Below are 15,270 nucleotides of genomic sequence, written 5' to 3'. Positions count from 1 at the left end.
CAGCATCATCCGGAACGGGCCGGGTTTCGATCGACACGAAACCCGGCCCGTTCCATTCGAGGCGATGCCCGACTGGCAGCAGATCGGCGCGCAGAAACCGAACGCCTCACTTCAGTGCAACGGACCGCGTCGCGGATCGATCGGCGTCGTCACGCCGCAACGCGCCTCGATCACCTCGCCCGCCGCAAGGCAACGACCCTCCTGAAAGCGCCCGGCCACAAGTTGCACGCCGACCGGCAGCCCATCCACCGCTCCGACCGGCACGGACAGGCCCGGAAGGCCGAGAATCGCGGTGGCGAGCATCGGGCTTTGCGCATCCAGAATGCGCCGCATCGCGTCGTCTCCGCGGCGGTCCGCATCGATCGGGAACGGGCGTTGCCAGGACACCGGCATCAGCAGCAATGGATGACGGGCGAAAAAAACCTGCCAATGGCGCAGCACCGACGAGCGCCGCGACAGCGCGTTCATGTAGCCGACCGTGTCTAGCGGCTTCGCGAGATGCATCATGCTCGCGTAAGCGGCACGGACCGCGTCGTCGCCGTAGGCGTCGATCGCACCGCCCATGCCGGCCTCCATTTCGGCCGTCGTCAACGCGAGCCACAGATCGGCCGCTTCCCGCAGCGCCGGCGGCGTCGCGTGCACGACGGAATAGCCGGCAGCATCGAGGCAGCCGGCGGCGAAATCGAGCGCATCGAGCACCGCCGGATCGGCCTCGATGCCGTCCATCTGCCGGCACAACGCAACGCGCGTCGGCCCCGCGTCGGCACTCAACGGTACCGGCACCCACCACGGATCGTTGAGATCCGGCGCAGCAAGCGCCCGCAGCGCGAGACGCAGATCGGCCACCGTGCGTGCAAGCGGCCCCTGCACCGACGCAAGCTGAACGGCCGGAGTCCGCTCGTGCGCCTGACTCGGATTGAACGCGGGCACGCGCCCCTGGCTCGGGCGCAATCCCGCAACGCCGCACGCATACGCCGGATATCGAATCGAGCCGCCCAGATCATTGCCGTGCGCGATCGCGCCCACGCCGGTCGCCACCGCGACAGCCGCGCCGCCGCTCGATCCGCCGGATGTCAGGCCGGGCACCCACGGATTCAGCGTCCGGCCGTACAGCTCGTTGTCGGTAAACCAGCGCAGCGAAAACGCGGGCGTATTGGTACGGCCGATGATGATCGCGCCTGCCTTGCGCAGATTCGCGACGACCGGGCTGTCGGCAACCGCCACGACGTCGCGATAGGCGGCGACGCCATTGCTCGTCGCACGCCCGGTCATGTCGACATTGACCTTCACCGTCACCGGCACGCCGTGCAGCGGGCCGACCCGCGCCCCTCGGGCGATCCGCGCGTCCGCGTCGGCCGCGGCGCGCATCGCGTCGTCGGCAAGCACGTCGACGACCGCGTTGGTCTGCGGATTGACGGCATCGAGCCGCGCGAGACAGCTCGCGACGACCTCCTGGGCCAGGCATTCGCGTTGCGTCAGGTTTGCCACGACCTCCGTTGCGCTCAGGCGCCACAGTTCCTTGTCCATCCGTATCGTCTCCTCGATGCGCTGCACTGCGCCTTCTTTGCTTGAGATAAAAATATCTTATGAAGAATTGGCGCGCACCGACAGACAATTTGTTTTTGGGCGTGACAGCCAGCGGTTGCCGCCCACGAGTTCGTTTTATACGGAGGAGTGGCGGACCAGCCACCGAAGGCACGGCTGCGGCTGGTCGGGGCGGGCAGCATTCGGGCTGGCCGCCGCGCGCAACCTGCGCCGAGCCAGGCTGCAGTCGGCAACGCGATCGGATCGACGAACGCGAGGACGATCCCGGCGCCCGCTCAGCCTCTGCCCTTCCACGGCACGATCCGCCGCTCGACCCACCGCATCGCGAGATCGAACAGCCACGCGATCGCACCGATGATCAGGATGCCCATCACGACGATGTCGGTGCGCAGGAAGCTCGATGCGTTGAGCACCATCTGCCCGAGCCCGGCCGTCGCGGCGACCATCTCGGCCGCGACGAGCGTCGTCCAGCCGAAGCCGATCGCGATCCGCAGCCCGGTGAGAATTTCCGGCAGCGCGGCCGGCAGCACCACGTGGCGCACGATCTGCGCGAAGCTGCCGCCGAGCGAATACGCGGCGTTGATCTGCTCGACCGTCGCCGCGCGCACGCCGGCGCGCGAGGCCATCGCAATCGGCGCGAAGCATGCGAGGAAGATCACGACGAGCTTCGCCGTCTCGTCGATGCCGAACCAGATCACGACGAGCGGCAGGTACGCGAGCGGCGGCAGCGGCCGGTAGAACTCCAGCAGCGGATCGAGCACGCCGCGCGCGACGCGGCTCACGCCCATCAGGATGCCGGCCGGCACGCCGATCGCGGTCGCGAGCAGGAATGCGCCGAACACGCGCGCGGCACTCCACAGCAGATGCTCGGACAGCGGCAGGCCGCCCTGGATGCGGCCGTGCCACGCGTCGACGAAGGCCGTCCACACGGCTTCCGGCGCGGGCAGGAACAACGGCGGCAGCCACTGCCGATGCGTCGCGACCCACCACAGCACGGCGAGCGCCGCGACCGTCGCCACGCTCAGCCCTGCGGTCTTTCCCTGCCCCGGCAAGCGGTAACGGTGCGACGCGCGCGCCGGGCGCGCCGCCGCGGGACGCCGCGTCGTGTGTTCGTCCTGCTCGAAACCCGCGGCCGTGCGATCGGTCGCCCACGAATCCTGCGTGCTCATGCTGTCCTGCCTGTGCAAAATACTGTTCCGGCCACGCCCGACGGCCACGCCCTGCCGCGCCAGCTCGCGCGTCACGCGGCTTCCCCGACGGCTTCGTCGCGATGCAGATACGCGATCAGCCGCTCGCGCCATCCGATGAAATCGGGCGACGACTTCACCGCGCGCGCATCGCGCGATTCGACGTAGCGACGCGCAAACGGCAACTCGAAGGTTTCGGCGATCCGGCCGGGGCCCGGCGTCATCACGACAAGACGCGTCGCGAGGAACAGCGCCTCCTCGACGTCGTGCGTGATGAAAAACACCGTCTTGCCGGTGCGTGCCCACACGTCGAGCACGAGCGCCTGCATCGTGCCGCGCGTCATCGCGTCGAGCGCGCCCATCGGCTCGTCCATCAGCAGCACGCGCGGGTCGCTCGCGAGCGCACGCGCGATGCCGACACGCTGCTGCATCCCGCCCGACAGCTCGTACACGCGCGCATGCGCATGCTTGTCGAGCCCGACCAGCGCGAGCATCTCCCGCGCCCGCGCTTCGCGTTCGGCCTTCGACACACGCGCGAAGCGCAGCCCGAGCGCGACGTTGTCGAGCACGTCGAGCCACGGCAACAGCGCGTATTTCTGGAACACGACACCGCGATCAGCACCCGGGCCCGTGACCGGCACGCCGTCGACGCGCACGTCGCCGGTGGTCGGCGCGACGAAACCGGCCATGCAGTTCAGCAGCGTCGTCTTTCCGCACCCGGACGCACCGAGCGCGACGACGAACTCACCGGCATCGATGCGCAGGTCGACGCGCGCGAGCGCCTGCGTGGTCGGCCGTCCGCGCTCGCCCGGATAGGCAACCGATACCTGACGAACTTCCAGCGTGCTCATGAGCGATGCTCCGCGATGCGTTGCGTGGCCGTGCTCAGCGCGCGGCCTTCTGCACGAACTGCGGATCGACGCCGGCCGAATAGTCGGACAGCACCGTCTGGATCGTGCCCTGCGATTTGAGGAACGTGGCGGTGGCCGCGAGCGACTTCGCGGCGCCCGATTGCGCACCGCCGCCGAGCCACGTCGGCGACGCCTGCTCGGCCGCCGTCGGGAATGCGTAGAGCGCGAGGCTGGCCGGCACGTCCTGCGCGTTCGCGCCCGACACCTTCGCCACCGCCTCGACCTGCGGCGAGCCGACCTTCCACGCGGCTGCATGCGTGCGGTAGTCGGCATCGGCGGCTGCGAGCACCTTCACGAAGCGCGTGACGAACTCGGGGTTCTCGCGCGCGAACTTGCGGCTCACGACGAAGCCGTCGAAGGTGGCCTTGCCGCTTTCTTTCGCAACCCGGCCCGACGTCGTCAGCACGGTGCCCGACTGCTTGACCTTCGCCAGCACGGGATCCCAGATATAGGTCGCGTCGATGTCGCCGCGCGCCCACGCGGCCGCGACTTCGGGCGGACGCAGGTTGACGATCTTCACGTCGTTCGGGTTGACGCCCGCGGCCTGCAGCGCGACGAGCGTATGGAAATGCGACGTCGACACGAACGGCACGCCGATCTTCCTGCCCTTCAGCGCCGCGACGCTCGTGACGCCCGAGCCGTTGCGCGCGACGAGCGCCTCGGCGTCGTTGATGTTGTCGAGCACCCAGAACAGCGAGATGTCGAGCCCCTGCGACAGCCCGGCCGCGATCGGGCTCGACCCGGCTTCGCCGAGCTGCACGGAGCCCGACGCGAGCGCGCGAATCACGTCGGCGCCGCTGTCGAGCTTGCGGAACCTGACCTTGTAGCCGGTCGCTTTTTCGACTTCACCGCTCGCCTGCGCGTAGCGCCACGGCACGACCATGTCCTGGTACGCGATCACGACTTCGCGCGATTCGGCGTGCGCCGCGCCGAGCGCGGCAAAGGCGGTCAGCGCGACGACGGCGCGGCGGACGAAGCTGAAACGGGACATGCGGCTCTCCTTCGGAATGCGGGCATTGCTGCGGGAGAGCCGACTATAGGAGCTTTGCGCGCGGCGGGAGCGAACTTATCCTGCGAAGCTATCGATGCCGTTTCAGCTTTGCTTTCCACGCTCGACCGGATCGTACGTCCGGTCGGATGGCGATTGTCGTGCGAATGCGGGGATCGCAGCCGCACCAGCAAAAAAGCCCGCATCGCTGCGGGCTTTTTCGACTGCGTGAAGGCTGCGGTAACGCCAACGCGGCGCTCAGACCACCCCGGCGCCATGCGCCTGCAGATCGGCGTGATAGCTCGAACGCACCATCGCGCCGACGGCCGCGTGCGTGAAGCCCATCTTGTACGCCTCTTCCTCGTACATCTTGAACGTATCCGGATGCACGTACGCCCGCACCGGCAGGTGGTGCTCGGACGGCTGCAGGTACTGGCCGATCGTCAGCATGTCGACGTCGTGCGCGCGCAGGTCGCGCATCACCTGCAGGATTTCCTCTTCGGTCTCGCCGAGGCCGACCATCAGGCCCGACTTCGTCGCGACGTCCGGATGCAGCGCCTTGAAGTCCTTCAAGAGCTTCAGCGAGTGCGCGTAGTCCGAACCCGGGCGCGCTTCCTTGTACAGGCGCGGCACCGTTTCGAGGTTGTGGTTCATCACGTCGGGCGGCGCGGCGTTCAGGATCGAGATCGCACGGTCGAGACGGCCGCGGAAGTCCGGCGTCAGGATCTCGATGCGCGTGTCCGGCGACTGCGCGCGCGTTTCGCGGATGCATTCGACGAAGTGGGCGGCGCCGCCGTCGCGCAGGTCGTCGCGGTCGACACTCGTGATCACCACGTACTTGAGCTTCAGCGCGGCGATCGTGCGCGCGAGGTTCTTCGGCTCGTCGGTGTCGAGCGGATCGGGACGGCCGTGACCGACGTCGCAGAACGGGCAGCGGCGCGTGCACTTGTCGCCCATGATCATGAACGTCGCGGTGCCCTTGCCGAAGCATTCGCCGATGTTCGGGCAGCTCGCTTCCTCGCACACGGTGTGCAGGTTGTGCTCGCGCAGGATCGTCTTGATCTCGTTGAAGCGCGAACTGCCGGTGGCCGCCTTCACGCGGATCCACTCGGGCTTCTTCAGCTTCTCGATCGGAATGACCTTGATCGGGATGCGCGCCGTCTTCGCCTGCGCCTTCTGCTTGGCGGTCGGATCGTAGGCAGCGGTCGCGGCCGAATCGGCCGGTGCGGGAGAAGCGGTAACGTCAGTCATTCGATTGTTCCAGTGCCTGCGGCTTGTCGGCGGCCGCGGATGCGCCGTCGAGGTTGGCGATCAGACGGCGCACCAGCGTGTGGGCGACGTCGTTCCAGTCGGCGGCAACCTCGAGGCTCGCCATGTCGACGGTTTCCAGTCCGGCATAGCCGCACGGGTTGATCGCAAGAAACGGGCGCAGATCCATCTTCACGTTCAGGCTCAGCCCGTGATAGCTGCAGCCGTTGCGGATCTTCAGGCCGAGGGCCGCGATTTTCGCGCCTTCGTGCACGCCGGATGCCACGTAGATCCCCGGCGCGCCCGCCTTGCGGACCGAAGCGAGATTATACGCCGCGAGGGTTTCGATCACGGCCTCCTCGATCTTCGTCACGAGCGTGCGCACCATCAGCTTGCGCCGGCGCAAGTCCAGCAGCAGGTAGACGACGATCTGGCCGGGGCCGTGATAAGTGATTTGCCCGCCGCGGTCGACCTTCACGAGCGGCACGCCGCTGTCGGCCACCAGCAGGTGAGCCGGGTCGCCCGCCTGGCCGAGCGTGTAGACGGGCGGATGCTCGACCACCCAGAGCTCGTCGCCGGTGTCGGCCGTGCGCGTATCGGTGAACGCGCGCATCGCGTCGAAGCTCGTCTCGTAGGCCTCGACGCCCCGCCAGCGCACGGTGACCGGGTGATCCGGCGATTCGGCGGGCGATACGGAAACGGCGACAGGCGTGGACACGATGGAAACCGGCGAAACGGACATGGGCGGTAGTTTACCGAAAACCCATGGGTCTCGCCGGCCCGGGAAAGGGACGGATGGTCAGTATCCGTCGGAGGAAATGCCGATCAAACAGTGCGCCATCCGTCATGGAACAGCGCGGTCACGCGTTCGCGCAGCCGTGCCAGCCCGCCGAGCGCGACTTCCCTGGTCGGCCGCGACACCGAGAACGCGACGCACGCGCCCTCCCGGCCTTCCGCGCTGAGCCACAGCCGCTCGCCGCGGCGCAGCTTCAGCGTCTCGCCGTCGACCAGGAAATAGTCGTCGACGTCGTTGCTGCGCGTGGCCCAGATCGGCCCGCACTGGACAATCAGCCGCGTGCTGCGTTGCACCTTCATCGGCACGGTTTCGCCCGCGGGGATTTCGAACGTGATGCTTGAGGAAATTTCTTGCATGATCGACTCCGCCAATAAGTGCTTCGATGGCTACAATCGTAGTCACTTCAAGGCGTCCGACAAAACGACCAATTTTCACGTCGATGTGAGGAAAATTAGCAAATGGACCTCCGCCAGCTGCCTGCATTGAACGCGATTCGCGCGTTCGAAGCCGCCGCCCGTCACGAGAATTTCTCGCGCGCCGCCGACGAGCTGTACGTCACGCACGGCGCGGTCAGCCACCAGGTGCGCGCGCTCGAGGAGGAGCTCGGCGTGCAGCTTTTCACGCGCAACGGCAAGCGGCTGTGCCTGACCGACGCCGGCATGCGCTACGCGCAGCAGATCCGCACTGCGCTGATGGTGATCGCCGACGCGACGCGCGACGTGCGCGCGAGCGACCGCGACCGGCGGCTCGTGGTGTCGATGCTGTCGTCGTTCGCCGCGCGCTTCATCACGCCGCGCATCGGCACGTTCATCGAGCGCCATCCGGAAATCGACGTCGAGCTGCAGTCGACCAACTCGCTCACCGATTTCGCGCGCGACGACGTCGATCTCGCGATCCGCTTCGGCTTCGGCAGCTATCCGGGGCTGCATGTCGAGCCGCTGTTCGAGGAGGTGTTCTTTCCGGCGTGCTCGCCGACGCTGAATGGCGGCAAGCTGCCGCAGACGCCCGCCGATCTCGCGCACTACAACCTGCTGCGTTCGGACGACGAGCTGTGGCGGCCGTGGTTCGACGCGGCCGGGCTCGATACGCTGACCGAGCCGAAGCGGGGGATTCTGTACCAGGATTCGTCGAACCTGCTGCTGGCCGCGATCGACGGCCAGGGCATCGCGCTGGTGCGGCGCTCGCTCGCGGTGCACGACCTGCTGGACGGGCGCATCGTGCGCCTGTTCGACATCGACGGGCCGAGCCCGTGGCACTATTTTTTCGTGTGTCCGCCGCCGCTGCTGAACACGCCGCGCGTGCAGGCGTTCAGGACCTGGCTGCTCGACGAAGTTGCCGAATACAAGCGGCTGTGCGACGAACTGGACGCGCGGCGCTCGGCGGGGAAGACCCCCGCCGAGCGCGCGCAGAAAAGAAGCGCTTAGAGTACGACCTTGACCATCGGATGGCCGGTCAGTGCGCGGTAGATGTTGTCGAGCTGTTCCTGGCTCGTCGCGCGCACGGTGATCGTGAGGCCCGTGTAATTGCCGCCGCTCGACGCGCGCTCCTCGATCTTCTCGACATCGATCTCGTTGTCGTGAACGGCGACGACCTTGAAGATCGTGTCCTTGAACTCGGGGTGCGCCTTGCCCATGATCTTGATCGGGAAATCGCACGGGAACTCCAGCAGCGACTCCTTCCGGGTCTCGATCGCGCCGGTGACCTCGACGGTTTTGGTCGGTTCGCTCATCATTTTCTCCGGGTTAGGTCAAACTGTTCAAACTCGCGTGCCTTCGCACGCTGGTACGCGTCGTACAGCGCCGCGAACACGGGGCCCGGCTTGCCGCCCTGCACGGGCAGATCGTCGAGCGACGTGACGGGCAGTACTTCCTTCGTGGCCGACGTGATCATGATCTCGTCGGCCGCGCGCAACTCCGCTTCGCCGATCTCCCGCGCGGTGAACGGGATCTTGCATTCGTCGGCCAGCTGCTCGACCAGCGCGTAGCGGATCCCCTCGAGGATCTTGTTGCTGCGCGGCGGCGCGATCAGCTCGCCGTTCTTCACGATCCACACGTTCGACGACGAGCCTTCGGTCAGGTAGCCGTCGCGCAACTGCAGCGTCTCGAACGCGTCGCGTTCGGCCGCATGCTGCGCCATCAGCACGTTGCCGAGCAGCGAGATCGACTTGATGTCGCAATGCAGCCAGCGGCGATCCTCGGCCGTCACGCAGCGCACGCCCTTCGCGCGCTCTTCTTCCGACGGCAGGCGCAGCGGGCCCGTCATCGCGAACACCGTCGGCACCGCGTTCGCCGGGAACGCATGGCCGCGCTTCGCGACGCCGCGCGTCACCTGCAGGTAGACGAGCGCGTTGCCGTCGCCGAGGCCTTCGGCATTCGCCGCGACGACGCGCTCGATCAGCGCGCGCCAGCCGGCGGCATCGTGCGGATTGTCGATGCCGATCTTCTTCAGGCTGCGCGCGAGCCGCTCCAGATGCTGCTCGATCCGGAACGGCACGTGCGCGCCGTCGTGCGCATAAACTGGGACGACTTCATACACGCCGTCGCCGAAGATGAACCCGCGGTCGAGCACCGGGACACGGGCTTCGGACAGCGGCACCAGTTCCTCCTGCGACGAGACGCTGAGGTAGACGATCGGTTCGAATTCGGCTTGGCTCATGGCTATGACAGATGGGGATGAAGTCGTAAAATCAAAGGCCCGTCGTGCTTACTTCTTCTTGCTGAACATCAGCAGGATCGAGTCCCAGATACGCCCGAAGATACCGGCTTCCGGCACGGCCTGCAGCGCGACGACCGGGAATTCGGACAGCGTCTTGCCGTCGGCGACGATCTTCACGGTGCCGACCTGCTGGCCTTCCGCGAGCGGCGCGATCAGCGGCGCGTTGACGTCGACTTCCGTCTTGACCTTGTCGCCGAGGCCGCGCGGCACGGTCGCCCACTGGTCGCCCTTCACGCCGACCTGCACGGTGTTTGCCTTGCCCTTGTAGATGCGCGGCGTCGAGATCGCCTGGCCGCCCTTGAACAGGCGCACCGAATCGAACGCGCTGTAGCCGTAGTTCAGCATCTTCATGCTGTCCTGCGTGCGTTCGCCTTCCTTCTGCTCGCCCATCATCACCGACACCAGGCGGCGCTGGCCGTCGACGCCCGGGATCGCGCGCTTGGCCGACGCGATCAGGCAGTAGCCGGCCGCCTGCGTATGGCCCGTCTTCAGACCGTCGACCGTCGGGTCGAGCCACAGCAGACGGTTGCGGTTGCCCTGGCGGATGTTGTTGTACTTGAATTCCTTCTCCGAGAAGATGCCGTAGTACTGCGGAAAATCGCGGATCAGGTGCGCGGACAGCTTCGCGAGGTCGCCGGCCGTCGTGTAGTGATTCGGGTCGGGCATGCCGTTCACGTCGGCGAAGTGCGTGCCCTTCATGCCGAGGCGCTGTGCCTCGTCGTTCATCAGCGTGACGAACTGCCCTTCGCTGCCGCCGACGAGTTCGGCCAGCGCGATCGCGGCGTCGTTGCCCGACTGGATGATCATCCCGTACACGAGGTCGTGCACGGACACCGGCTTGTTCGCCTCGATGAACATGCGCGACTCGTCGGTGCCGACACGGCGCACCGCTACGCTCGGCGTGACGATCTGCTCCATCGAGATCTTCTTCTTGTCGAGCGCCTCGAACACGAGGTAGGCCGTCATCAGCTTCGTCAGCGATGCGGGCTCGACACGCTCGTCCGCATTGCCCGATGCGAGCACCGTGTTGCTCGTCGCGTCGACGAGCACCCACGAACGCGCGTTCACGCCCGGCGGCGGAACCGCGCCCGGCATGAAGGTCGCGGGCGCGCCGGTGAACTGCTCGGCAGCAGCGGCCGGCGCCGCGTGCGCGGCCTTGGCCTTGGCGGCCGGCTTCGCCTCGGCGACGACGATCGTCGACGCGAGCGCGACGGGCAGCATCACGCCGAGCGCGACGTTGCGCGCGGCGGTGCCGAAGGCGATGGAGGAAGCGAGGGACTTGAGGCCTTGGGGAGACAGACGCATGATCGATTCAGGCTGATGGCAGAAAGTGCGGTGCGAAACGCGCAGGGTTGAACGGCAAGGCGGCGGGCGTTTCGGGCACTCGCCCGACATCGTCGGGCGACGCGAAACGCGCCGGTTGGACTCGTGCGGACGCGTTCGGTTCGCGGCCGTCGCGAGCGGGCGGACAGGCGGCGAAACGAGCGCCGCATGCGCCCAGCCGGGCCGCGGGCGACGCGAAATGCGGCCATTATACGTGGCCGCGAACGGCGTTTTCGCGAACCGGGTGTCGTGTCCCGTGCCACGCAGTGTCGACGTGCCGGCGCAATCGTGCTCGTGGCAACGCGCAAACCGCGGCGATATCCGGCGGCATCGCGAGAATTTGCAGCGCCGCCACGGCGCCCGAACGCGCAGCACATCGGTGCCGATTTGCGCCGAACACCGCACGATCGCAGGACGGCCGCACACCGGCTTCGGGAGGATAGCGCGGGCACGCTGCGGGAAATCGCCCGAAGCCGCGCGAAAGGCGCGCGCAGGCGGTGTGCAAGTCCGGTTGCGCGCGCGGTGCGGCGCGCTGTCGTGCGGTCGATCGCGCATCCGGCGGGTGCCGGTGCGCGACGCGAGCCGCCGGCCGTTACGCCGGCGCCCGCGTACCGGCTAGCGCCACGCGTCGACGATGATGCGCTTCAGCACATGCAGCTTGCGATGGAGGAAATGCTCGGCGCCGGGGATCACGACGACCGGCAGCTCCTGCGGCCGCGCCCAGTCGTACACCGACGCGATCGGCACCGTGTCGTCGGTTTCGCCGTGGATCACGAGCGTGTTCTCCGGCACGTCGGCCACCTGCCAGCGGCTTGCGGCCGTGCCGACGAACACCATCCGCTCGATCGACTCGCCCGCGTCGCGCAGCCGCTTCGCGACATGCGACAGCACGAAGGTGCCGAACGAGAAGCCCGCGAGCACGAGCGGCAGGTCCGCATACGCGGGCTGCGCGCGCATGTGCGCGAGCACCGCGAGCAGGTCGTCGGCCTCGCCGATGCCGTTGTCGTGCACGCCTTCGGTCGCGCCGACGCCGCGGAAGTTCGACCGGTAGACGACGTAGTCGAGCTGGACGAGCGTGCGCGCCAGGGTCTGCGCGACCTTGTTGTCCATCGTGCCGCCGAACAGCGGATGCGGATGCGCGACGAGCGCGATGCCGCGCGGCGCGGCGCCGCCTTCGCGCACGGCGTCGGGCAGGTCGACCGCGATTTCGATCTGCCCGACCGGGCCCGCGATCAGCGATTTCTGCGTATGAACGTTCATTCGGCCGGCCCGCTCAGATCTTCAGGCGATCGACGACCTTGCCGTCGCGCAGGTGCGATTCGACGATCTCGTCGATGTCGGCCTGGTCGACATACGTGTACCACGTGCCTTCCGGATACACGACCATCACGGGCCCTTCCTCGCAGCGGTCGAGGCAGCCGGCCTTGTTGATGCGAACCTTGCCGGGCCCCGCGAGGCCGAGTTCCTTCACGCGCTTTTTCGCGTATTCCTGCATGGTCTGCGCGTCGCATTGCGCGCAGCTCGGACGCTCGGCGCCCGGTTCGCGCTGGTTCAGGCAGAAGAAGACGTGGTGCTGGTAGTAGGAATCCATGATGGTGGCGAGCGGCCCGGCGCGATGCCGGGCGGAAAGAGGGGCGATAGCCGTTGCGCGGTGCAACGGATGATGGTCCGGACGATTATAGCGACCGGCGCGCGCCGCTGCCCGCGATGCGGCCGGGGCTGCGCTGCCCGGCCTGCACCGTCAGCGGCGCACCGCGGCCGGCAGCCACGCGCGCTCGACGCGCTGGCCGAGCCAGATCAGCGCCGCGTACGGCCAGATCCAGGCGAGCCAGCGCGCGATGCTGTTGAAGTGCACGTAGCGGCCCTGCCGCCAGCCCGACAGCGTGAAGTCGAAGAACGGATTGACCGGCAACAGGTTGACGAGCGCCACGCCGGCCAGCAGCGCAAGTGCCGCCAGCGTCGCGCGCCAGGTCGCCGGCACGTGCAGCGCGACGAGCGCGGCCGCGAAGCCGAGCTCGATGCCGAGCCGCGCGCCGGGCGTCGCCCACACGACGACGAGACCGGTGGCCGACTGCATGAACGTCGCGGCCGCCTTCAGCACGAGCGTCGCGGCGACGAACGCGATCAGCAGCCGGATGCGCGGCGCACGCGGCCGCATCGCGAGCGACGCGATCGCCAGCACGGCGAACAGCATCAGCCCGCCGAGCGCGGCCTCCCACGCGGAATCGGACAGCCAGCCGTCGACGCGCTCGGGCCATTCGCTCACGTGCCACGCGGCCGGCAGCCATGCGAGCAGCGTGTCCTGCATCGACGCGTCGGCGCGCTCCCACAGCGCGGCCGGCCAGTCGCCGATGCCGAACAGGAACGGCGACGGAAACAGGATCGCGAACGGCCACAGCGCGGCCAGCAGCAGCGGCGTCGCGCCATCGGCCTCGAACCACGCGAAGCGCAGCCGGCGCAGCGCGCCGCGGTCGAGCAGCGCACCGGTGGCCGGCGCGACGAGCGCCGCGCCCAGCAGCGCGCCGAGCGCGTTGGCCGCGAGATCGAGATTCGATGCGATGCGCGTCGGCAGGTAGGTCTGCAGCGCCTCCATCGAGCCCGACAGCAGCACGCCGAGCGCGCCCGCGATCAGTGTCGCGGCAACCCCGCGCCAGCGCGGGTGCAGCGCAAGCACGCCGAGCGCGCCGAACGGCAAATAGCCGAGCACGTTCGTGACCACGTCGAACGCGGTCACGTAGCGCTGCATCGGCGCGAACAGGTAGTCGAACGGCCCGATGCCGAGCGACACCCAGCCTTCGAACGGATACAGCGACGCGTAGACGATGAGCGCCGCGTAGGCGGCAAAGGCCTGCCGCGCGAGCGGCGATGCGCGATGCGCGCCGGTCGCGTTCATCGCGGCTGCGCGGCGTGCGTCACGGCGTGCCCGCGTACGCCTGCATGCCGACCCACGCGGCGATCTGCGACACGATCTCGTCGCTCGCCGTCGCAAGCGCACGCGCGCCGCCGGCCGCGTCGGGCGTGCTCGACGGCGCGCGCGCGACGAACGTGCGCTGGCCGAGCACCTTGCCGTCGAGCATCAGCGTCGCGCGTGCGGTGACGGCGCCGTGGCTTTGCGACTGCCCGTCGAACACCTGCTCGAATTCGTTCAGGTCGACCTTGAGGGTGGGCGCGCGCACGCCGTCGGACCCTTCGAGCACCGCGCCGCGCGACGACAGCGCGCCGCGCAGCCGCTGCGTGAGCAGTTGCGCGGGCGGTGCGGTCCAGCGGCTGTCGCGATAGACGGCCACGTGCTGCGCATCCGCATACGCGAGGCGGTACGCGAACTTGTCCGAATCGAGCGCATCGGGCGCGGCGACGTCGAGCACCTTCAGCGCGGGGCCCGCACCGGCCGTCACGACCGGCGCGGCCGGCCCCAGGTCGTAGCGGACATTCGACAGCACCGCGCTGTTGCCGGCACAGCCGGCCGCAAGCGCAAGCGTCAGCACGGCGAGCGCGGTCGCAGCCGGACGCAGCGCGCGGTCAAGGATTCGTGGCATGGCGTGTTCCTGCATGATGTTTCCGGTTTCGATGGACGTCACTGCCCGGCCGTTTCCGGCCGGGCGATCGACGGGTTTCCGGCCTGCTTCACTTCCCGGCCGTCGCACCCGGCCAGACGAAGCCCGCTTCGCCTGGCCCCGGCGCCGCGCCGGGCGAACCGAACAACAGACTGCGCGGGTTGCGGCCGAGTTCACCGGCGACGTCCTTCAATTGCTGCGACGCGTCGCCGACGCTGCCGGCCAGCGCATTGAAGCGCGGCAGCGTGTCGTACTGCACGCGCGCGTTGAGATCGTTCAGCGCGACGCCGACCTGCTCGGCGGCCGTGCCGGCCTTGTTCAGGTTCGACACGAGCGGCCCGTTCGGCTGCAGCAGCGTGTTCGCCGACGCCATCGTGCGGTTCACCTGGTGCATCGTTTCCGGCAGCGCGGCGACGGCCGGGGCGAGTTGCTTCGACAGCGTCGTCGCGCCATCGGCCGCGTGCTGCAGGCTTTCGGCCGTCGCGCGCAACTGCTCGCGCATCTCGGGCGACATCAGCGCGTTCGCGCTTTTCGCGGCCAGTTCGAGCTGCCGCAGCAGCACGTCGCCGCGCTCCTGGATCTGGTCGAACAGGCTCGGCCGCATCGGGATCTGCGCAATCGCCTTCGGCGACGACGGCAGCGGCGCCAGGTCGCGGCCCGTATCCTCGAGCTGCACGAACGCGATGCCCGTCACGCCCTGGAAGCCGAGGCTGCCGTAGGTCGACTGCGTGATCGGCGCGTCGTGGTCGACGAGAATCCGGATCCGGATCTGGCCCGGGTGCGTGCGGTCGAAGCCGATCGACTGCACCTTGCCGACGTCGAGGCCGCGAAAGCGCACGGCCGCGTCCGGGAACAGCCCCGTCACGTTGGTGCGCGCGAGCAGGTCGTACGGCACGCGCACGGTGCGGTCGACGTTGAACCAGAACACGGTGCCCGCGATCGCGAGCGTCAGCGCGATCGTGAACAGGCCGGCCCAGAACGCATGTGATTTGTTTTCCATTCG

Annotated in this window: 16 protein-coding genes; 1 reads left to right on the top strand and 15 read right to left on the bottom strand. The window is 68.4% G+C overall.

Annotated elements, in window-relative coordinates:
- Positions 1-111: 111 nt before the first annotated feature.
- The 7 genes from KVT39_RS29230 to KVT39_RS29200 all read right to left on the bottom strand — a co-directional run bounded on the left by KVT39_RS29230 (position 112) and on the right by KVT39_RS29200 (position 7,031).
- Positions 112-1,527 carry an amidase family protein gene (locus KVT39_RS29230; protein ID WP_175748964.1) on the bottom strand — a complete coding sequence of 472 codons (1,416 nt, stop codon included), beginning with the start codon at positions 1,525-1,527 and terminating at the stop codon, positions 112-114.
- Positions 1,528-1,820: 293 nt separating this feature from the next.
- Positions 1,821-2,846 carry an ABC transporter permease subunit gene (locus KVT39_RS29225; RefSeq protein WP_254640673.1) on the bottom strand — a complete coding sequence of 342 codons (1,026 nt, stop codon included), beginning with the start codon at positions 2,844-2,846 and terminating at the stop codon, positions 1,821-1,823.
- Entirely contained in the window at positions 2,786-3,583 is a 798-nt protein-coding gene (locus KVT39_RS29220; protein WP_034179142.1) for a taurine ABC transporter ATP-binding protein, read from the bottom strand. Before KVT39_RS29220 ends, KVT39_RS29225 begins: the two co-directional genes overlap by 61 nt.
- A gap of 34 nt (positions 3,584-3,617) precedes the next feature.
- The gene (gene tauA / locus KVT39_RS29215; RefSeq protein WP_217590783.1) at positions 3,618-4,634 is read right to left on the bottom strand and encodes a taurine ABC transporter substrate-binding protein; all 1,017 of its coding nucleotides are present in this window, start codon (positions 4,632-4,634) and stop codon (positions 3,618-3,620) included.
- Between the two features lie 255 nt (positions 4,635-4,889).
- On the bottom strand, positions 4,890-5,882 hold the full coding sequence (gene lipA / locus KVT39_RS29210) for a lipoyl synthase (RefSeq protein ID WP_217590782.1): 993 nt from the start codon (positions 5,880-5,882) through the stop codon (positions 4,890-4,892).
- A complete protein-coding gene (lipB, locus tag KVT39_RS29205) occupies positions 5,875-6,621 on the bottom strand; it encodes a lipoyl(octanoyl) transferase LipB (protein WP_175748967.1) in 747 nt (248 codons plus the stop codon). The genes lipA and lipB overlap by 8 nt, the downstream gene beginning before the upstream one ends.
- 83 nt (positions 6,622-6,704) lie before the next feature.
- Positions 6,705-7,031 (bottom strand): DUF2917 domain-containing protein, encoded by a 327-nt coding sequence (locus tag KVT39_RS29200; RefSeq protein ID WP_105389640.1) that lies wholly within the window; start codon positions 7,029-7,031, stop codon positions 6,705-6,707.
- A 102-nt stretch (positions 7,032-7,133) separates the two neighbouring features.
- Here KVT39_RS29200 and KVT39_RS29195 point away from each other — a divergent pair, with 102 nt between their 5' ends.
- A complete protein-coding gene (locus tag KVT39_RS29195; protein WP_217590781.1) occupies positions 7,134-8,099 on the top strand; it encodes a transcriptional regulator GcvA in 966 nt (321 codons plus the stop codon).
- On the opposite strand, the gene KVT39_RS29190 is transcribed toward KVT39_RS29195, so the two are convergent.
- The 8 genes from KVT39_RS29190 to KVT39_RS29155 form a co-directional block, all read right to left on the bottom strand.
- Positions 8,096-8,404, bottom strand: a complete 309-nt coding sequence (locus tag KVT39_RS29190; protein ID WP_011546305.1) for a YbeD family protein — start codon at positions 8,402-8,404, stop codon at positions 8,096-8,098. The genes KVT39_RS29195 and KVT39_RS29190 overlap by 4 nt on opposite strands.
- Complete coding sequence (locus tag KVT39_RS29185; RefSeq protein ID WP_217590780.1) at positions 8,404-9,330, bottom strand: D-amino acid aminotransferase; 927 nt, start codon at positions 9,328-9,330, stop codon at positions 8,404-8,406. Before KVT39_RS29185 ends, KVT39_RS29190 begins: the two co-directional genes overlap by 1 nt.
- A 48-nt stretch (positions 9,331-9,378) precedes the next feature.
- On the bottom strand, positions 9,379-10,695 hold the full coding sequence (locus KVT39_RS29180) for a D-alanyl-D-alanine carboxypeptidase family protein (RefSeq protein ID WP_105389639.1): 1,317 nt from the start codon (positions 10,693-10,695) through the stop codon (positions 9,379-9,381).
- 633 nt (positions 10,696-11,328) lie between these two features.
- Entirely contained in the window at positions 11,329-11,973 is a 645-nt protein-coding gene (locus tag KVT39_RS29175; RefSeq protein ID WP_034179149.1) for an alpha/beta hydrolase, read from the bottom strand.
- A 13-nt stretch (positions 11,974-11,986) separates the two neighbouring features.
- Entirely contained in the window at positions 11,987-12,304 is a 318-nt protein-coding gene (locus KVT39_RS29170; RefSeq protein WP_011694422.1) for a ferredoxin, read from the bottom strand.
- 150 nt (positions 12,305-12,454) lie between these two features.
- On the bottom strand, positions 12,455-13,606 hold the full coding sequence (locus KVT39_RS29165) for a VanZ family protein (protein WP_217590779.1): 1,152 nt from the start codon (positions 13,604-13,606) through the stop codon (positions 12,455-12,457).
- A gap of 19 nt (positions 13,607-13,625) precedes the next feature.
- Positions 13,626-14,249: an ABC-type transport auxiliary lipoprotein family protein gene (locus KVT39_RS29160; protein ID WP_217590778.1), complete on the bottom strand. Its 624-nt coding sequence runs from the start codon at positions 14,247-14,249 to the stop codon at positions 13,626-13,628.
- A gap of 88 nt (positions 14,250-14,337) precedes the next feature.
- Positions 14,338-15,267, bottom strand: a complete 930-nt coding sequence (locus KVT39_RS29155; protein ID WP_105389601.1) for an MlaD family protein — start codon at positions 15,265-15,267, stop codon at positions 14,338-14,340.
- Positions 15,268-15,270: the final 3 nt, after the last annotated feature.

The sequence above is a fragment of the Burkholderia sp. GbtcB21 genome, assembly GCF_019091065.1.
GTDB lineage: Bacteria > Pseudomonadota > Gammaproteobacteria > Burkholderiales > Burkholderiaceae > Burkholderia > Burkholderia pyrrocinia_C.
The sequence above is the reverse complement of the archived record's forward strand: the minus strand, read 5'-3'. Positions and strand labels throughout refer to the sequence as shown.